The sequence below is a fragment of the Janthinobacterium aquaticum genome, from assembly GCF_009208565.1.
Taxonomy (GTDB): domain Bacteria; phylum Pseudomonadota; class Gammaproteobacteria; order Burkholderiales; family Burkholderiaceae_D; genus Janthinobacterium.
The window spans coordinates 521,788-540,653 of record NZ_WFLK01000002.1; the positions used below are offsets into that span (position 1 = coordinate 521,788).

An 18,866-nucleotide genomic window follows, 5' to 3' on the forward strand; every position below is an offset into this window, starting at 1 on the left:
CAGCGCCGTCTGGCGGCGTTACCATAGAGACAGTGAATCACTTTTGCCGGGCGCGCGGCGCCGGCTTGCATATGAAACAATTATTCAAAGGCCACAGCCAGGAGCCTGAGCCCGGCATGGACAAGGGGCGCGTGGAAGCCTTCAGCGACGGCGTGATTGCCGTGGCGCTGACCATCATGGTGCTGGCATTGAAGGTGCCGACCGGACCGGACTGGCACGAGGTACTGGAAATGGCGCCCGTGCTGAGCGCCTACCTGCTCAGTTTTCTGTACGTGGCCATCTACTGGGTCAACCACCACCATGTATTCCAGCTGGCGCGCCGCGTCAGCCGCCGCATCCTGTGGGCCAATCTGCACCTGATGTTCTGGCTGTGCCTGATTCCGCTGGTCACCGCCTGGGCCGGCAACTACCCGCTGACGCCGGCGCCGATGGCGCTCTATGGCGTGGTCATGCTGATGTGCGCGATCTCATTTCGCCAGCTGGTACAGGCGCTGGTGAAATGCGAAGGTCCCGATTCGCCGCTGGCCCATGCCGTGGGCCGCAGCCGCAAGAAGGAACTGTCGATCGCCCTGTATCTGGTGGCGATCGTGCTGTCGCTGTGGTACGCCCCGCTGGGCGCTGCCATCTATATCGGCGTTGCGCTGCTGTGGCTGATTCCGCAGCAGCGCAGCGCCCCGTCCACTGACTGAAGGAGATTGCCATGACCCAGGCTTGCAAACACCTGCACGATATCCATACGCGCGGCGCCAATTCCAAGGGCTGCGAAGAATGCCTGAAGATGGGCGACACCTGGGTCCACCTGCGCGTATGCATGGTGTGCGGCCATGTGGGCTGCTGCGACGACTCGAAAAACAAGCACGCCACCAAGCATTTTCACGCGACAGGCCACCCGATCATGCGCTCCAAGGAGCCGGGGGAAACCTGGGGCTGGTGCTATGTCGACGAGCTGTTTTATGATCCCATCTGAACTGAACTCAATGGAAGCGTGGTAACGGCATGCGTGTCAAGACCGAAAGCAAGCGACTGGAAATTCTCGAGGCGGCCACCAGCGTATTTCTGGAACAGGGCTACGAGCGAACGCAGATGGCTCACATCAGCGATCGCGCCCAGTGCTCGAAGGGCACGCTGTACAGCTATTTCGCGTCAAAGGACGAACTCTTCTTCGAGGTGGTGCTGGGCAAGGCCGAGCACGATACACAGCATGTGTTCAGCGAGATAGCCTTGCCCGGCGCCAGGCTCGGTACGCCTGGGTCCATGGAGCCGGCCTTGTGCGCTTTTGGCACGCGCTTCCTGCAGACGCTGTACGCGCCGGGCTACCAGGCGCTGCGGCGCCTGGCGCTGTCGGACGGCGCCAGCGCCGAAGTGCGCAGCAGCGTCTACCATAACGGCATTGCGCGCTACCAGATGCAGCTGGCTACGCTGCTGCAGCAGTTGATGCAGTGCGGCCTGCTGCGCCAGGCCGACGCGCAGGTGGCAGCAGCCCATTTGCGTGCGCTGCTTGAGTCCGAACTGCTGATGAAGTTTCTGATGGGGGTGCTCGAGCAGCCCAGCACGGCTGTGCTGGAGGCGGCGGCGCAGCGCGCCGTGGCCGTGTTCGTGGCCGCTTACGGCGCCTGATTGACCTTAACTGCGCTTTGGCAACTCAAGCAGTGCCAGCCAGTCCATTCCATCCTTGCCCAACTGGCGGCCGGTCAGGCTGGCCAGCGAGCCTGGCGTTGGCGGACCATCGTGGGCGGCGTGGTTGAAGTAGTTGAAATCGAGGTCGATCTTTTCCTGCAGGCCGCTGGCGTAATCGGCCGGGTACAGCACCTGTTCGGCTTCCGGCAGCGCGTTGAAGTGGCCGAGCACCGAAGAGAAGAATTTAGTCATCTTGCCCGTCTCGTTATATTCGCGCATCGCTTCGGCCACTACCTTCTGGCGCCAGGCCAGCTCTTCGTCATAGGCCTGGGTAAGCGCCGCGCGCTTCTCGTTGACGGTAAAGGTGCCGCTTTCATCCTGGGCGATAGTCGACAATTGCTCGCGAGATAAGCCCGCAAACGGATTCGGGCCTTTCTTGTCGACAAAGGCGGTCGCTGCTTTCGCCGACTGCGCCGACGCGGCGTCATTGGGCTCGGGCGTCTGGGCTGCGGCAGCTGCCTTGTGCTGCGCGTCGAGCGGATAGAAGGTGGCCAGGTTGTTCTGGCTGATCTTGTCGGCCAGCGCCTGGCGGTCCAGCCCCTGATTGCTGGTCCCGGTCACGCCAGCGGCCCTGGACAGGCGCGAGGCCAGCGTGGAAATGACGGTGGTGTCGGCAACGGCGGCGGCGCCGGTCGCGGCGCCAGCCTGGCCGGGCGCGCCGTTGATGGACACGCTGGCGCCATATGCGGTTGAGGCCGTGCGCGGTGTGCTCTGGCTGGTGTAGGTCGTGACATTGATCATGCTGGTTCCCTGTCATGCCAGGCAGGCGGCATGCATCATCGGTAACGGACAATCTTGCCAGAACTTTAATCAGGCCCGGCCATGAACTCTAGCGCGACATGCCGATGCCGTGCATGAGCAGGCGCAGCAGCCCGGCTGCCGCGCCCAGCGCCATGACGCTGCCCAGCCAGATCAGTAGCAGCCAGCACAGCCGCTTGGGCCAAAGCAGGGGCGGCTTTTCAAGGTATTGTCGTTTCATTAGTGATAAGCCTCGCCTGGTTTGACCTTGCCGCGAAACACGTAGTACGACCATGCCGTGTAGGCGAGGGTAAAGGGGATGATGAACAACGCGCCGATCAGCGTAAAGCCCTGGCTCTGCGGCGGTGCCGATGCCTCCCAGATGGTCATGACGGGCATGACAATGTGCGGCCACAGGCTGATGGCCAGGCCGCTGAAGCCGAGAAACACCAGGCACAGCGTCAGCACGAACGGACCGCCGTGCGGGTCACGCTGCAAGCAACGCAGCAGCGTGCCGGTGACCAGCAGCACCAGCACAGGCACCGGCAGGAGCCAGAAGATGTTGGGCGTGCTGAACCAGCGCTGGGCAATCAGGGGATGGGTCATTGGCGTCCAGACCGACAGGATGGCCAGCACCAGCAGCATGATCCAGGTCAGCGGACGCGCCAGCTTTTTCATGCCCTGCTGCAGCGCGCCATCCGTTTTCATGATCAGCCAGGTACAGCCCAGCAGTGCGTAGGCCAGTACCAGACCCACACCGCAAAACAGCGGGAACGGCGCCAGCCAGTCAAACGGGCCGCCGGCAAAGGCGTGACCGTTGACCTTGATACCGCCGATAAACGCGCCCAGCGTCACGCCCTGGAAAAAGGCGGCGCAGGTCGAACCGCAGATAAAGGCGCGGTCCCACAGCGGCTGCTGCGCGGTATCCGCCTTGAAGCGGAACTCGAACGCCACGCCGCGAAAGATCAGGCCCAGCAGCATGAAGATCAGCGGCAGGTACAGCGCGGTGAGAATAATGCCGTAAGCGATGGGAAAGGCGGCCATCAGGGCCGCGCCGCCCAGCACCAGCCAGGTTTCATTGCCGTCCCATACCGGGGCGACCGTATTCATCATGACGTCGCGTTCGGTTTTATCGGTATGGAAGGGAAACAGGATGCCGATGCCGAGGTCGAAACCATCCATGATCACATACATCATGATGCCAAACAGTATGATGACGGCCCACAGAACTGCCAGGTCGATGCCCATGCTTATGCTCCTTTTCCAGGTGTGTGGTCATTGTCAATGGCGGCCGATAGCGGACGCATGGCCTGGCGGCTGGTGCCGGGACCGCCGTCGGCCGGCAAGTGGGCCCCGGCTGGCGCAGGATCGGCGCGCATCAGGCGCAGCATGTACAGGACGCCGGCGGTAAATACCAGGATATACACCAGCACGAACAGGATCAGGCTGATCGACAGTTCCAGCACGCCATGCGGCGAAGCGGCGTCAGCGGTGCGCAGCAGGCCGTACACAACCCACGGCTGGCGGCCGATCTCGGTGGTGTACCAGCCAGCCAGGATGGCAACCAGCCCGGCCGGGCCCATCCACAGCGCAAAGCGCTGCAGCCAGCGCGCGCTGTACAGGCGGCCGCGCCAGTGGGCAATCGCAGCGAGCACGGCCAGCGCGATCATCAGCAGGCCCAGGCCGACCATGATGCGAAAGCTCCAGAACAGTACGGCCGAATTGGGGCGGTCGGCGCGCGGAATCGACTTCAGGCCGGCAAACTGGCCGTCCCAGCTGTGCGTGAGGATCAGGCTGCCCAGATGCGGGATGCGCACCGCATAGTCTGTTGTTTCGGTTTGCATGTTGGGCAGGCCGAACAGCGTCATCGGCACGCCTTCTGCCGCCGGCCCGTTTTCCCAGTGGCCTTCGATGGCGGCGATTTTCGCCGGCTGGTATTTGAGGGTGTTGAGGCCATGCATGTCGCCCAGCAGCGCCTGCAATGGCGCGATCAGCAGCAGCATGCCCAGCGCCATGGCAAACATCTTGCGTACATGCAGGCTGTTATGGCCGCGCAGCAAATGCCAGGCGCCGGTGGCAGCGACGATCAGCGCGGTGGCAATAAAGGCGCCCACGCCCATATGCGCCAGGCGATAGGGAAACGAGGGGTTGAAGATCACGGCCAGCCAGTCGGTCGGCACCACGCGGCCATCGACGATGGCATAGCCGGCCGGCGTTTGCATCCAGCTGTTCGAGGCCAGGATCCAGGTGGCCGACACCAGCGTGCCCAGCGCCACCATTACGGTGGAAAACATGTGCAGCGCCGGGCCGACACGGTTCCAGCCGAACAGCATCACGCCCAGGAAGCCTGCTTCGAGGAAAAATGCGGTCATGACCTCGTACGCCAGCAGCGGGCCGGTAATGCTGCCGGCAAAATTGGAGAAAAAGCTCCAATTGGTGCCAAACTCGTAGGCCATCACCAGGCCGGATACCACGCCCATGCCGAAGTTGACGGAAAAAATCTTGATCCAGTAGTGATACAGATCGCGGTAGACGGTTTGGCCGGTACGCAGCCAGCACGCTTCCAGGATGGCCAGGAAACTGGCCAGGCTGATTGTCATGACGGGGAAAATGATATGGACCGAGATGGTGAAAGCAAACTGTATTCGGGCCAACAACAGGGCGGTGCTATCCATCGTTGTTCTCCAGGCGGGGTGGGGCACACATCCTGCTTTTGAGCGCACCGGTGCGCATGCGGGCCGCAGGCGGCGCATGTGCCGGGTTCGGGATATGTCGGACAAGAGGGGCAGGACAGGCAACAGCCGCCAGCCGATATGGAAACTGCGTACTGAGCGCCACATCGGGTGCGCCTCTGCAGTGGCGCGCCCGATGTGGCGTAGGGTCGAGGGTGGAGCTTACTGGGTGTTGCCGGCTTTGCTCTGGGCTGCCAGGTGCTCGCCGATAAACCAGCTTTGCAGCTCATTGGCGCGCACCACCTGGCTGACGATCAGGTCATTGGTGCCGTCGTCGCCGATATCGGCCGCTGTGCGCGCCAGCGGACGCGCTTCGATCAGGATGGTTTCATGGGCAGTGACCAGGCGCTCGAGCTGGGCCAGGGCCGATTCGCGGCCGCGCGGTGCGCGTGCGATCGACGATTCGTCGGCCACGTCGCCAGCCAGGGCGAAGGTCACGCCGCCCAGCGTCTGCACGCGTTCGGCGATGGTGTCCATGATCAGCTCCTGCTCGCCATAGTGCTTGTCGAACAACAGGTGCAGCTGGTAGAAGGCGGCGCCCGAGGTTTGCCAGTGGGCTTTCTTGTAAGCGTCGCGGATGGCCATGGTGTGGGCCAGCAGGCGATTGAGCGCATGCACGCTCTGGGCGCGCACTTCGGCCGACAGGCCGATACGAACGTCAGCGAGGGAACCAAAGTCTTGCAGGATGTCAGTCGTTTTGTTCATGATGTGCTTTCGTCGGTGAGATTAGCGGGGCGGAAAATGTGAACTGGCCTGTGCGGGGCGCCGCTCCCATGCGCCCGTACCAGCTGGATCAAAATCGGAATTACGGTGCTGGCGGCAGGCCGTCGTAGTTGACCGGCAGCCAGGCATAGCCATCGCCCTGCTGGCGCACATGGCCCAGGCCAGGGAAGGCGATATGGGCGGCGCCTACCAGCAGATGATCGCCGGCCAGTTTTTTCAGCAGGGCCGTGCGCGTGGCGCGGGCGTCTTCCTGGCTGCTGTCGTATTGCACCGTGGCTGCCGGCTGCGGCATCTGCAGCGCGGCCACGTGCACGATATCGCCCCACACCAGCAACTGCTGCGCGCCGTCGCTGACCAGGTACATGGCGTGCCCGGGCGTGTGGCCCGGCGCCGGCATGGCGGTAATGCCGGGCGTGAGTTCGCCAAAGCTGGTGTAGGGCTGGAAACGGCCGCTACGCATATAGGGCGCCGTGACGTTGACTGCCGCATCAAAGAAGGTGCTCAGAAAGTCCGGTCCGGCAGCCTTGCTGGCTGGCGACAGCCAGTAGTCGGCTTCGGCCTGCGACACGCGCACCACGGCATTGGGAAAGGCCGGTTTGCCGTTGGTCACGATGCCGCCTGCATGGTCCTTGTGCAGATGGGTCAGCAATACTTCGTCCACCTGTTCCGGCTGGTAGCCGGCAGCGCGCAGATTGTCCAGCAATCGCCCGCAGCAGTTGCCGTACAGCACACCGGCGCCGGCGTCGATCAGCACCAGCTTCTTGCCGGTATTGATCAGGAAGGCGTTGATCGAGCCCTGTACCGGCTTGGTCAGCTGGGCGTCCGCCAGGTCACGGCCGATCTCGGCGGCCGTGATATTGCGCATGACGGTATCGACCGGGAAAGCATGGGTGCCATCCGACAGGGCCGTGACTTCAAACTTGCCCAGCATCATGCGGTAATAGCCGGGCGCCTGGGTCTGTACCTGTGGCGCCGCGGCATGGGCAACGCCAGTCGGCATGGCCAGCGGCAGTGCCAGTGCCACGGCGATGGCGGCCAGTGACAGCCTGCCGGCTTTGATGAAAGAGGAACATGGATGCATGGATGACTTTCTTCACAATTGCGTTCAATGGGGCTTGCACTGCCATGCTAACGGCGCGTGCCGCGGCAGGCGACTGCCACAGGATCAGTTGGCAAACTGATCCAAAGACAGGGCGCGCCTAATGCAGCCCCAGCAGGCCGCGCCGGCTGGCCAGCATCACCGCCTCGGTGCGGGTGGCGGCGTTGAGCTTGGACAGGATATTGTTGATGTGAAACTTCACCGTGCCCACGCCGATGCCGGCCGCGCGGGCAATCGTCTTGTTGCACGCGCCGGTGGCCAGGTGCACCAGGATTTCGCGTTCGCGTATCGACAGGTCGCTGCCGTGCACGCGGGTGGCCAGTTTGGCGGCCATCTGGGGCGTCACCACCTTGCGTCCCTTGAGCACGCTGGCAATCGTGGCCAGCAGTTCGTCGAACGGGGCGTTTTTCAACAGGTAGGCGCTGGCGCCGGCCTGCATGCAGCGGTACACCACCTCGTCTCCCTCATGGGCGCTCATGATAATGATGCGCGCCTGCGGATAAAGCGCATGGATGCGGGTCGTCGCTTCGATGCCGTCGCAGTGCGGCATCGACAGGTCCAGCAGCAGCACGTCCGGCTGCAGCCGCTGATACAGCTCGACAGCCTGCTCGCCGTCGCAGGCCTGGCCCAGCAGCGTGAAACTGCCTTCCGACTGCAGCAGCGACACCATGCCGGCGCGGATCAGCGGATGGTCATCGGCAATCACGATGGTGGTGGTGTCCGGCGCTGCGTGGGACGCATGCGCTGTGCTCGTTGTTGGCGTGATGGTGTGCATGGCTGATCCTCGGTACGGTAATCGGGTCGGCGTCGTTGGCAGCGGGGCGGCCAGCTAACCGATGACGCATTGTGCAAAACCGTTGCAGCGCTGCCTAGTTATACGTGGGTATAGGACGCTGCTGCGAGCGCTGTTTTCCGCTCTGCGGCGCGGGTGCGGCCCTGTACTTTGGTATAGGGGCTTATACGAAAGTCTAATTTTCCACCAGGAAAACGCTGCCTATAGTGGCTGGCATGGACAGGCCCAAGCGTGTCCGACCATCCACGAAGGGAATAAAAATGATGCCGATGGATTTGTTGCAGCGTTTGCCGCGCCCGCGCCGCAGCAGCGCCGAATGGCTGGTGCTGGCCGGCGTGCTGATCATGAGCGCCCTGATGGTGAGCTACTTTATCTGGAACGAGCGGCGCCTGCTGATCGCCTCCGATATCGAGCGCATGCGCATGCAGACAATGATTATCGACGAGAACCTGCGGCACCAGTTCGAAGGCGTGCGCAATGCGCTCGACAGTGCCCGCCGCGTGTTCCATCCCAACGCCGATTGCACCGGCAACTGCCGCCAGGTACTGCTGCAGTCGCTCAAACGCGCCATGCCCGGCGTGCGCGCCATGGTGGCGGTGGACAAGCGTGGCCGCATCCGCCTGTCCGACGACGATCTGCGCGATGCGCGCCTGGACGACCATCAATTTACCAGCAAGGTGGTGCAGATGCGCTCGCCCGACACCTTGTACCTGTCGCAGCCCTACGAAAATACGCCGGGCGTATTCAATATCAAGCTGTCGCTGGCGCTGGTCGCCGAGGATGGCGCCAACGAGGGCGCCGTCAGCGCCATTCTCAATCCCGAGTATTTCGACGCCGTGATGCGCTCGGCCCTGTATGCGCCCGACATGAATAGCGCCATTACCGAAAACAGCGGCCGGCGCATCCTGTATGTGCCGGCCGATCCGGCTGCCATGCGCGCGCGCAGCGCCCCCGATCCGTTCTTTGTGCGCCACCTGCACAGCGGTCGCGTGCTGACGGTCGAGCAGGGCCAGGCCGCCAGTGGCGAGCAGCGGCTGGTGGTCCAGCGCACCATGCAGTTGCAAAGCCTGGGCCTGGACAAGACGCTGGTGATCAGCCTGTCGCGCTCGCAGGCCAGCATCGAGGCCGGCTGGCACAGCCTGGCCTGGAGCAGCGGCCTGGCCTGGCTGCTGACCGGTGTGTTCGGCGCGGTCGGGCTGGCGCTGGCGCAGCGGCGCCGCCTCGCACTCGAAGAGATCGCCGCTGCGCGCGAAAATGAACGGGTTGCGGCCGCCGAGCGCGTCGAGCTGGCGCTGAACGGCGCCAACCTGGGCCTGTGGGAGTGGCAGCTGGCGAGCGACCTGCGCACCATCGACGCGCGCGCTGCCGCCATGCTCGGCTATGTGCCGGGCGAGCTGGCGCTGGCCAGCGGCGAGTGGCGCCTGCTGGTTCACCCCGACGACAGCGAGGCGCTCGAGCGCGCGCTGGCGCAGCACCTGGGCGACCGTAGTCGTCCGTATGAAGCCGAATACCGCATGCGCCACCGCAATGGTCACTGGGTCTGGCTGCAAAGCCGCGGCAAGGTGGTCGACCGTGCGCGCGACGGCAGCGCCACGCGCATGGTGGGCACCCTGATGGACATCAGCGCGCGCAAGCTGGCCGAGGCCGAGATTGCCCACCTGGCCTTCTATGACGGCCTGACCAACCTGCCGAACCGGCGCCTGCTGCTTGACCGCCTGGCTCACGCGATTGCGCGCTCCGAGCGCGGGGGCTGCCATGGCGCAGTGCTGTTTGTCGACCTCGACAACTTCAAGCAGTTGAACGACACCATGGGCCACGATGTGGGCGACCGCTTGCTGGAAATGGTCTCGTTCCGCCTGCAGCAGGTGATGCGCGACAGCGATACCGTGGCGCGCCTGGGCGGCGATGAATTCGTGATCCTGCTCGACGACGTGGGCGGCTCGGCCGCGCAGGCTGGCGCCCATGCCGAAATCGTCGCCAGCAAGGTGCTGCAGGCGCTGGGGCTGCCTTATCCGCTCGATGGCCACGAGTTGCGCAGCACACCGAGCATCGGGGTGGTGCTGTTTGGCGAAGGCCACCACACCATCAACGACCTGCTGCGCCAGGCCGACATGGCCATGTACGAAGCCAAGGCGGCCGGGCGCAACACCTTTCGCTTTTTCGATCCGGCCATGCAGGCTGCGCTCGATGCTTCGGCCTCGCTGGAAACGGACCTGCGCGCGGCCCTGGCGCAGCGCGAACTGCTGCTGTACTACCAGCCGGTGGTCGACGCCGATGGCTGCATGACGGGCGCCGAGGCGCTGCTGCGCTGGCAGCATCCGCGGCGCGGCCTGGTGGCGCCAGGCGAATTCATTGCGCAGGCCGAAAAGGCCGGCCTGATCGGCGAGATCGGCGACTGGGTGCTGGAAACGGCTTGCCAGCAGCTGGTCGCCTGGTCGGGCGATGCTGCTACATGCCATCTGACGGTGGCCGTCAATGTCAGTGCGCGCCAGTTCCGCCAGCCGGCCTTTGCCGAGCGCGTGCTGCAGATTATTGCCAGGAGCGGCGCCAACGCGCACCTGCTCAAACTCGAGCTGACTGAAAGCATGCTCTTGGCGGACGTGGAGGACGTGATCGGCAAGATGTCGCTGCTCAAGTCGCGCGGCGTGAGCTTCTCGCTTGACGACTTCGGTACCGGTTATTCATCGCTCAGCTACCTGAAGCGCCTGCCGATCGACCAGTTGAAGATCGACCGTTCCTTCGTGCACGATATGCTCCATACGCCGCATGCCTCGACCATCGTGCGCAGCATCGTCACGCTGGCCCACAGCATGGGGCTGCAGGTGGTGGCCGAAGGCGTGGAGAGCCGCGAACAGTGGGACAGCCTGCGCCAGATCGGCTGCGGCGGCCTGCAGGGCTATCTGTTCGGGCGCGCCGTGCCGCCGCAGGCGCTGCTGTTCGGACACCAGCCGCTGGTGGCAGCCACCCAGAACCATCATCTGGACCTGGTCGATGGTCACGGCAATACCCATACCGTGAACGCCGCACCGGATTCTGCTATCGTTGAAACGTCAACCGAGGAGACTGCCACATGAGCCATTCCGACAAACCCGATACGCCCGCCGGTAAAATCTCCCCGTATACCCATCCTGCCGCCGGCTGGGACGCCTTGCGCTACGTGGCGCTGAACCTGGTGCGCGAACGCGTCGCGCCGGGGAAGTATGGCACGCTGCTCAAACAGAATCAGCACGACGGTTTCGACTGCCCCGGCTGCGCCTGGCCGGACCGCGAACATTCGTCGACCTTTGAATTTTGCGAAAACGGCGCCAAGGCCGTGGCGGCCGAGGCCACCAGCAAGCGCGTGCGCGCCGACTTATTCGAGCGCTATACCGTTACCGAGCTGCTGGCGCAATCGGACTATGAGCTTGAGCAGCATGGCCGCCTGACCGCGCCGATGCGCTACGACGCGGCCAGCGACAAATACCTGCCGGTCAGCTGGGACGACGCTTTTGCCCTGATCGCGCAAGAATTGAATGCGCTCGATCATCCCGACCAGGCGGCGTTCTACACGTCGGGGCGCGCCAGCAATGAGGCGGCCTTTCTGTACCAGGTCTTTGCACGCGCCTTTGGCACCAATAATTTCCCCGACTGCTCGAACATGTGCCACGAGGCCACCAGCCGCGGCCTGCCGCCGGTCGTCGGCGCCGGCAAGGGCACCGTTACGCTGGACGACTTCGAGCATGCCGACGCGCTGTTCCTGTTCGGCCAGAACCCGGCCACCAACCATCCGCGCATGCTCGACGAGTTGCGCAGTTGCTCCCTGCGCGGCGGCACCATCGTGTCGATCAACCCGCTGCGCGAGCGCGGCCTGGAGCGCTTTACCAGCCCGCAGGATGCAGTGGCCATGCTGACCGGCGGCAGCACGCCGATCGCCTCGGTATTCGTGCAGCCCAGCTTGGGCGGCGACCTGGCGCTGGTCAAGGGGATTGCCAAGCGCCTGCTGGAAAAAGACGATGCGGCGCTTGCAAAGGGCGAGCACCGTTTGCTCGATCTCGATTTTATCGCCCAGCACACGGCCTATTTTGATGACTTTGCAGCCGACCTGCGCGGCGAGAGCTGGGCCGACCTGGTGCAGGAGTCGGGCGTGCCGCAGGAGCAGATCTGGCTGCTGGCCGATATTTACGCGAAGAGCGAACGCGTGATCGCCACCTGGGGCATGGGCATCACGCAGCACAAGCATGCGGTGGCCACTATCCAGATGCTGACCAATCTGATGCTGATGCGCGGCAATATCGGCCGCCAGGGCGCCGGCCTGTGCCCGGTGCGCGGCCACTCCAATGTGCAGGGCGACCGCACGGTGGGCATCGAAGAGCAGCCGACGCCGGCATTCCTCGACCGCATGGAGCAGGTCTTCGGCTTTCCGCAGCCGCGCCAGCACGGCCATGATGTGGTGGCGACGATTGCCGCCATGGCCGAAGGCCGGGTCAAGGTATTTGTCGGCCTGGGCGGCAATTTTGCCGTCGCCACGCCCGACACGCCGCAGACCTTTGCGGCGCTGCGTTCATGCGCATTGACCGTGCATGTCACCACCAAGCTCAATCGCAGTCACCTGGTGCATGGCCGTGCAGCGCTGATCCTGCCCACGCTGGGGCGTACCGAAATCGACCTGCAGCAGGGCGTGGCGCAGGGTGTGACGGTGGAAGACTCGATGAGCATGGTGCATGTGTCGTACGGCCGCAATCAGCCGGCCTCCGACGAACTGCTGTCGGAAGTGGCGATCGTCTCGCGCATGGCCGAGGCCACGCTGGGCGGCTCGAATGGTAACGAACCAGGGCAGGGCCGCCACGGCCTGCGCTGGCGCGCGTGGCGCGACGACTATGCGCTGATCCGCGACGATATCGCGCGCGTGTTCGATGACTTCCACGACTACAATGCGCGCATTGCCGTGCCGGGCGGCTTTCACCTGACGGTCGCGCCGCGCCAGCGCATCTGGCATACGCCCAGCGGCAAGGCGCAGTTCTCGGTACATGCGCTGCCGAAGGATACGCCGATCACGCGCGCCCGCGCGCTGCATGGCGAGCGCCTGCTGGTGATGATGACGGTCCGCGCGCACGACCAGTACAACACCACCATTTATGCGCTCGACGACCGTTACCGCGGCGTGTTCGGCATGCGCCGCGTGCTCTTTATTCATGCCGACGATATCGCCATGCTGGGCATGCAGGCCGGCGACTGGGTCGACGTGCACAGCGTGTGGGACGACGGCGTCGAGCGGCGCGCCGACGGCTTCATGCTGGTGGCCTACGATATTCCAAGGGGGAGCGTGGGCGCCTATTACCCGGAAACCAATGCACTGGTGCCGCTGGCCAGCGTGGCCGACGGCGCCGGCACGCCGACCTTCAAATCGATCCCGGTACTGCTGGTGCCGGGCAGCATGCCGGCCAATGGAGGCCGCTAGGCGCCGATTCCCTGATTTTTCCATCTGCATCAGGCCAAAACTATACTTTCGTATAGCTCGGTCTAAAAATTGCTGGATTAAAATACTGGCAAATAGATAAAACATTGGAGAATCAGGCATGGTACGCGTCCCGGGAAGTCCGCTATTGTCGATATTGCTGGTCGCCGTCACCATCATGATCTTCGTGGTCGACACCTTTACCGACCTCGATGTGGCCATTGCCGTCATGTATGTGGTGGTGGTGCTGCTGTCGGCCAGCGTCTGGCGCCGCCGCGGCGTGATCCTGACCACCATTGCCTGCCTGATGCTCACGCTGATCGCCTATGGCGTGATCCATGCCTCGATCTTTTCCGGCCCGGCTTCAGGGCGCCTGGTGGTCAGCCTGGCGGCTATCGGCATTACCGCCTTCCTGGCCCTGAGCGGGCAGGCTGCTACCGAAGACCTGCTGGCGCGCGAAGACGCCTTGCGCCGCAGCGAAGGCTTCCTGGCCGGTACCCAGCGCATCAGCAAGACCGGCAGCTTCAGCTTGGGCGCGCCGGACGGCGCCATGTGCTGGTCGGTAGAGGCGGCGCGCATTTTCGGCTATCCGTCGGAGGTGGAGCCGTCCATGGAGCTGGTGCTCGAACGTGTACTGCCGGAAGACCGCGCGCAGGTGCGCGCTGCGATGGACCAGGCGATGCGTTGCGACGGCAAGGTCGACGTGCGCCATCGCGTGCGCACGCTCGACGGCAAGCTCAAACACCTGCATGTGCTGGCCCATCCGACCTACGACAAGGCCGGTCACTGCGAATACCTGGGCGCTGTGATGGACGTTACCGCTGCAGTGCAGGCCGAGCAAGCGCTGCATGAATCGCAGGTGCAACTGGCCCATGTGACGCGCGTGACTATGCTGGGCGAACTGGCCGCCTCGATTGCGCATGAAGTGAACCAGCCGCTGGCGGCCATTGCCACCAATGGCGAAGCGAGCCTGCGCTGGCTCAACCGCCGCGAGCCAAATTTGGACGAAGCGCGCGCGGCGATTGCCAGCCTGCTTGAAGCGAGCGCGCGCGCCACTGAAGTGATCCGGCGCATCCGCGCGCTGGCGCGCCGCAGCGACCCGAACCACCAGCCGCTTGACGTCAATTCGGTAGCCCAGGAGGCGGCCAGCCTGGTGCAGCGCGAACTGGGCAGCCATTCGGTCAGCCTGCGCCTGGAACTGGCACCCGATCTGCCGCTGGTGCGCGGCGACCGCGTGCAGCTGCTGCAGGTGCTGATCAATCTGCTGATGAATGCCATGCAGGCGATGGACGGCGTGAGCGGCGGGTCGGCCACGCTGACGCTGCGCACCACGCTCGACGCCGACGGATCGGTGCAGTGCCATGTGGCCGATACCGGTCCCGGTATTGCTCCCGACCATCTGCCACGCCTGTTCGAAGCGTTTTTCAGCACCAAGGACAACGGCATGGGCATGGGCCTGCCGATCTGCCGTTCGATTATCGAGACGCATGGCGGCCGCATCTGGGCCCGCAGCAGCGTCGGCGCCGGTGCTACACTGTCGTTTGCGTTGCCGGTGATGGACAGCACAAACGCGCAGGACGGACAACAGGATCAGGCAGAGGCCGCATGAGCAACATGATGGAACAGCAAGACGATGGCCTGGTGCATATCGTCGACGATGATGCACCGCTGCGCGCAGCCATTTCCAGCCTCCTGCGCTCGGTAGGCCTCAACGTGGCCGACTATGGCTCGGTGGCGCAGTTCCTGGCGCAGCCACGCCCCGAGGTGGCCAGCTGCCTGCTGCTCGACGTGCGCCTGCAGGGCATCAGCGGCCTGGATTTCCAGGCCGAGCTCAATCGCGACGGCGTGCCGCTGCCGGTGGTCTTCATGACCGGCCATGGCGATATTCCCATGTCGGTGCGCGCCATGAAGGCCGGCGCCCACGACTTCCTGGCCAAGCCGTTTCGCGACCAGGACCTGCTCGACGCCGTCAACCTGGCGCTGGCGTCCGATCGTAACCGGCGCACGCGCGACCAGGCCGCGCAGGCCATGCACGACTGCTACGCCACGCTGACCCCGCGCGAACGCGAAATCATGGCGCTGGCCGCCAGCGGCCTGATGAACAAACAGATTGCCGGCGACCTCGGCACCAGCGAAATCACCGTCAAGATCCATCGCGGCAACGCCATGCGCAAAATGCAGGCGCGCACCTTCGCCGACCTGGTGCGCATGGCCGAAGCGCTGGGCATCGATACCGCGCGCCGCAAATAGGCGTAGGTCGGGTTAGCCCGCAGGGCGTAACCCGACAACACCACCATCGGCATTTTCTCAGACTCGCGTCTCCGGCCCGCTTTGAGGCTTTTACGCTTTTAAATGCGCCGGACAGAATAACTGAACGCATTGCCGATCCGGCGCCTTCTTATACCCTTGTATGATTTCCTGTCCGCTGCTGGACCTGTATCGTTCTCCCATGCGTTGGATGACCGCCTGGCGTCATCCACATCCGGGAGTATGCTGTGACCGATACATCAACTGACTATAACGAAGAACTTTTCCATATCGCCATCGTCGACGACCACGAGTCGGTGCGCAATGCCGTTGGCAGCCTGCTGCGCTCGTATGGCTACACCACCACCGTGTTCGACTGCGCCGAGAGCCTGCTGGCCGGCCCGTCGCTCGATACCTACCAATGCATCGTCAGCGACCTGCAGATGCCGGGCATGAGCGGCCTGGACCTGCTCGAGAGCATGCGCCGCGATGGCAGCGCCACGCCGATGATCATGCTGACGGCCTTTCCCGAGGTCGTGGTGCGCCAGCGCGCGCTGCAGTCGGGCGCCTCGTGTTTCCTCAGCAAGCCGTTCCAGGCCAATGACCTGGTGCGCTGCATACGCCAGGCCTGCCAGCCGCACTGACCGACCTACCGACCTTATAGTGGCCACCGCGCCAGGAGTCCGCCATGCACCTTGCCGCCAACCAGTTCCATGCCGCCATGCCGACGCTGGCATCCCAGTTGTATTGGCTGCCACGCCGCGTCGCGGCGCTGTGGCGGCTGGCAACGCAGCAGGCACGCCGCCTGAAAAAACTGCGCCAGCCTGTCGCGCGCTGGTCGATCCGCGCTTTGCTGTCGCTGATGATATTGGCCAGCATTGCGTTATCGGCGGTGATGGAGCACACCACCAGCAGCATCCGCCACAGCGCCGGGCCGCTGCTGGAGCGCAATCTGCCGATGCTGCGCCATCTGGGCGAACTGGGCGGCTCGCTGCAGCGCTACCAGCAGGCGTTGGAACAATTGAGCGCCGCGCCGGCGTCGCACCGGCATTTCCTGGCGCAGCTGCCCCAGTTGCGGGCCGGGCTGGAGCGCGATTTTCTGGCGCTGCGCCTGGGCATGGGTGAGCAGCCGGCGCTGGCCGCCATCAATGCCAGCTACTGGCGTTTGCTGGCGCAAGGCCCGGCGTTGGTGACAAAACTGGAACAGGCCGGCCTGAACGCCAGCAGCGCCGAGCTGGCCGCCATCACGGCCGCGTTTCGCATCGAAGCGGCGCAGCTGCGCCAGCGCGTGGCGGTGCTGCATGAATCGGTGCAGGGCGCCATCTATGCCGGCGGCGCCAGCGCCGAAAAAGATGCGATGGGCATGACGCGCCTGGTGCATCTGTTCGATATCCTGGCGCTGCTGACCAGCGGCTTCCTGTTGTACCACGTGCGGGCCCGCTTTCGCGTCGAGCAGCAGCTCGAACATGCGGCTGGCCATGATCCGCTGACCGGCCTGGCCCATCGCCGCTCGTTCGAAGCGTGCCTGCGCAGCCTGCCGGCGACGCCGCATGCGGTGGTGCTGGGCACCATCGATCGCTTTTCGCGCATTGTCGGCGGCCTGGGGCACGGCTTTGGCGACCGCATGATCGTCGGCCTGGCAGGGCGCATCCGCCAGGTGGCCGAGGCCAGCGGCGGCCAGGTGTTCCGCCTCGACGGCGCCAATTTCGCCATCCTGTACCGCTGGGCGCGCGACAGCGCCGAATTCGAGGCCGCCATCTCGGCCCTGCGCGACGAAGTGCGCGTACCATACAGCCACCAGGGGCATGAAATTTTCACTACGCTCAGCCTGGGCGCGGCCAGCTATCCCGAACATGGCCCGCAAGCCGAAGCGCTCCTGCGCAATGCCGACGCCGCGCTGCAGCAGGCGCGCCAGGCCGGCGGCGACACGCTGGTGCATTACAGCGAAGAGATCAACGCTCAGGCCGGCGCCCGCCTGGCGCTCGAAGCGCGTCTGCGCCATGCGGTGGAGCGCCACGAACTGGAACTGCATTACCAGCCGCAGCAGTCGCTGGCCGACGGCAATCTGGTGGGCTTCGAAGCGCTGGTGCGCTGGCGCCGCGACGGCCAGCTGGTGCCGCCCGACCAGTTTATCGCGCTCGCCGAGGAGTCGGGTCTGATCGTCGAGCTGGGCAACTGGGTGCTGGAAGAGGCGTGCCGTCAGTTGCATGCGTGGCAGGCGATGGGCGTGGCGCCGATGGTGGCGGTCAATATCTCGCCGCGTCAGTTTGCCGCACCCGGCTTCCTGCCGCATATCGAAGCGCTGCTGGCGACCAGCGGCGTCAATCCGGCCCAGCTCGAACTGGAAATTACCGAAAGCGTGGTGATGGAAGACGCCGAGGGCGCCATTGCCTTGCTGCGTCGCCTGCGCGAACTGGGCTTGACGCTGGCCATCGATGATTTCGGCACCGGTTACTCCAGCCTGGCCTACCTGAGCCGCTTTCCGATCCACAAGTTGAAAATCGACCAGTCCTTCGTGCGCAATATGCAAGGCGTGGCCGAGCAGGCCGCCATCGTGCAGGCCACTATTGGCCTGGGTCACAGCCTGGGCCTGACGGTGATTGCCGAAGGCGTCGAAACCGAAGCGCAGCGCGCCCTGCTGTCTGGCTGGCAGTGCGACCAGATCCAGGGCTACCACTACAGCCGGCCGTTGCCGGCGCTGGCCGCCAGCCGCTTCCTGCACGCGAGCGACCAGCGGCAGGCCGCTTGAGCCACCATTCCTGTCGACCCGAGTCTGACGAAGAGCACTGTATGAAATGGTTCCAACACCTGAAGATCGCACACAAACTGACGCTCAACATCGTGCCCGTGCGCAAGATGTACCAATTGCAAACCCGGTGTAAGCGTACCTGGCCCGCGCTGTCACCTATCGTATGGCCAGGTCGGGAGTAGGACTGATGACCGGCGACGAAAGCCGGGCATTTTGTTGAAATGGTAGCTGGTACAAAAACGCATTTTCTGTAAAAACACCACGCGTTGGCGCGCGTGGCCGAACCCACAAACAGCATTTACAAACCGGAGGTTATCATGATTGCACAGGCCATGCCAGAACACTGCGCTGACGACGGCGACGACTATGACGGCGAGAAGATCGAAGTGGCTCATATCCGCATCGGCCGCGCCAATGCCCAGCGCGCCGTGCTGGGCGCGTTCCGCGAAGCCGACCGCCTGCTGGGCACCTGGGTCGACGCCGTGCGTTCGGACATGCAGTTCGATTTCGAGGTGACCTTTATCGACGGCTACGTATTCAAGGGCCGCTACGAATTCTGGCGCAAGTCGCGCCGCCGCCCATCGCTGAGCCGCCACGTCGGCGAAGCGTTTGCCGCCCTCTGGCAAGGCGGCAAGGGCGACATGTCGCGCTACGACGTCAACGCCGCCTGAACC

Annotated in this window: 17 protein-coding genes; 10 read left to right on the forward strand and 7 right to left on the reverse strand. The window is 64.3% G+C overall.

Annotated features, from left to right (window positions below; translation table 11 throughout):
* Positions 1 to 71: 71 nt before the first annotated feature.
* Genes GCM43_RS05160 through GCM43_RS05170 form a run of 3 tightly spaced genes read left to right on the forward strand, consistent with a single transcriptional unit; the run spans position 72 to position 1,617 of the window.
* The gene (locus GCM43_RS05160; RefSeq protein ID WP_226929322.1) at positions 72 to 689 is read left to right on the forward strand and encodes a TMEM175 family protein; all 618 of its coding nucleotides are present in this window, start codon (positions 72 to 74) and stop codon (positions 687 to 689) included.
* Positions 690 to 700: 11 nt separating this feature from the next.
* Positions 701 to 967: a UBP-type zinc finger domain-containing protein gene (locus GCM43_RS05165; protein WP_152242433.1), complete on the forward strand. Its 267-nt coding sequence runs from the start codon at positions 701 to 703 to the stop codon at positions 965 to 967.
* 29 nt (positions 968 to 996) lie between these two features.
* The gene (locus tag GCM43_RS05170; RefSeq protein WP_152242434.1) at positions 997 to 1,617 is read left to right on the forward strand and encodes a TetR/AcrR family transcriptional regulator; all 621 of its coding nucleotides are present in this window, start codon (positions 997 to 999) and stop codon (positions 1,615 to 1,617) included.
* 6 nt (positions 1,618 to 1,623) lie between these two features.
* Here GCM43_RS05170 and GCM43_RS05175 read toward each other — a convergent pair whose 3' ends face one another.
* The 7 genes from GCM43_RS05175 to GCM43_RS05205 all read right to left on the reverse strand — a co-directional run bounded on the left by GCM43_RS05175 (position 1,624) and on the right by GCM43_RS05205 (position 7,744).
* Positions 1,624 to 2,418, reverse strand: a complete 795-nt coding sequence (locus GCM43_RS05175) for a hypothetical protein (RefSeq protein ID WP_152242435.1) — start codon at positions 2,416 to 2,418, stop codon at positions 1,624 to 1,626.
* Between the two features lie 88 nt (positions 2,419 to 2,506).
* Complete coding sequence (locus GCM43_RS05180; protein ID WP_152242436.1) at positions 2,507 to 2,656, reverse strand: DUF2474 domain-containing protein; 150 nt, start codon at positions 2,654 to 2,656, stop codon at positions 2,507 to 2,509.
* Complete coding sequence (gene cydB, locus GCM43_RS05185) at positions 2,656 to 3,663, reverse strand: cytochrome d ubiquinol oxidase subunit II (protein WP_152242437.1); 1,008 nt, start codon at positions 3,661 to 3,663, stop codon at positions 2,656 to 2,658. The genes GCM43_RS05180 and cydB overlap by 1 nt, the downstream gene beginning before the upstream one ends.
* A 2-nt stretch (positions 3,664 to 3,665) precedes the next feature.
* Positions 3,666 to 5,090 carry a cytochrome ubiquinol oxidase subunit I gene (locus tag GCM43_RS05190; protein ID WP_152242438.1) on the reverse strand — a complete coding sequence of 475 codons (1,425 nt, stop codon included), beginning with the start codon at positions 5,088 to 5,090 and terminating at the stop codon, positions 3,666 to 3,668.
* A 219-nt stretch (positions 5,091 to 5,309) separates the two neighbouring features.
* The gene (locus GCM43_RS05195; protein ID WP_152242439.1) at positions 5,310 to 5,852 is read right to left on the reverse strand and encodes a Dps family protein; all 543 of its coding nucleotides are present in this window, start codon (positions 5,850 to 5,852) and stop codon (positions 5,310 to 5,312) included.
* A gap of 100 nt (positions 5,853 to 5,952) precedes the next feature.
* Positions 5,953 to 6,951, reverse strand: a complete 999-nt coding sequence (locus GCM43_RS05200; protein ID WP_152242440.1) for an MBL fold metallo-hydrolase — start codon at positions 6,949 to 6,951, stop codon at positions 5,953 to 5,955.
* A gap of 118 nt (positions 6,952 to 7,069) precedes the next feature.
* Positions 7,070 to 7,744, reverse strand: a complete 675-nt coding sequence (locus tag GCM43_RS05205) for a response regulator (protein WP_152242441.1) — start codon at positions 7,742 to 7,744, stop codon at positions 7,070 to 7,072.
* A gap of 278 nt (positions 7,745 to 8,022) precedes the next feature.
* Between GCM43_RS05205 and GCM43_RS05210 the strand changes: the two genes are divergently transcribed.
* The 7 genes from GCM43_RS05210 to GCM43_RS05240 all read left to right on the forward strand — a co-directional run bounded on the left by GCM43_RS05210 (position 8,023) and on the right by GCM43_RS05240 (position 18,863).
* Entirely contained in the window at positions 8,023 to 10,836 is a 2,814-nt protein-coding gene (locus GCM43_RS05210; protein ID WP_193315544.1) for a bifunctional diguanylate cyclase/phosphodiesterase, read from the forward strand.
* Complete coding sequence (locus tag GCM43_RS05215) at positions 10,833 to 13,199, forward strand: FdhF/YdeP family oxidoreductase (protein ID WP_152242443.1); 2,367 nt, start codon at positions 10,833 to 10,835, stop codon at positions 13,197 to 13,199. The genes GCM43_RS05210 and GCM43_RS05215 overlap by 4 nt, the downstream gene beginning before the upstream one ends.
* 118 nt (positions 13,200 to 13,317) lie before the next feature.
* Complete coding sequence (locus tag GCM43_RS05220) at positions 13,318 to 14,805, forward strand: sensor histidine kinase (protein WP_152242444.1); 1,488 nt, start codon at positions 13,318 to 13,320, stop codon at positions 14,803 to 14,805.
* Positions 14,802 to 15,446, forward strand: a complete 645-nt coding sequence (locus tag GCM43_RS05225; protein ID WP_152242445.1) for a response regulator transcription factor — start codon at positions 14,802 to 14,804, stop codon at positions 15,444 to 15,446. The genes GCM43_RS05220 and GCM43_RS05225 overlap by 4 nt, the downstream gene beginning before the upstream one ends.
* 245 nt (positions 15,447 to 15,691) lie before the next feature.
* Positions 15,692 to 16,087, forward strand: coding sequence for a response regulator transcription factor (locus GCM43_RS05230; protein ID WP_152242446.1), 396 nt, complete (start codon positions 15,692 to 15,694; stop codon positions 16,085 to 16,087).
* A 44-nt stretch (positions 16,088 to 16,131) separates the two neighbouring features.
* Positions 16,132 to 18,192, forward strand: a complete 2,061-nt coding sequence (locus GCM43_RS05235; protein ID WP_226929323.1) for a putative bifunctional diguanylate cyclase/phosphodiesterase — start codon at positions 16,132 to 16,134, stop codon at positions 18,190 to 18,192.
* Positions 18,193 to 18,509: 317 nt separating this feature from the next.
* Positions 18,510 to 18,863, forward strand: a complete 354-nt coding sequence (locus tag GCM43_RS05240) for a hypothetical protein (protein WP_152242447.1) — start codon at positions 18,510 to 18,512, stop codon at positions 18,861 to 18,863.
* Positions 18,864 to 18,866: the final 3 nt, after the last annotated feature.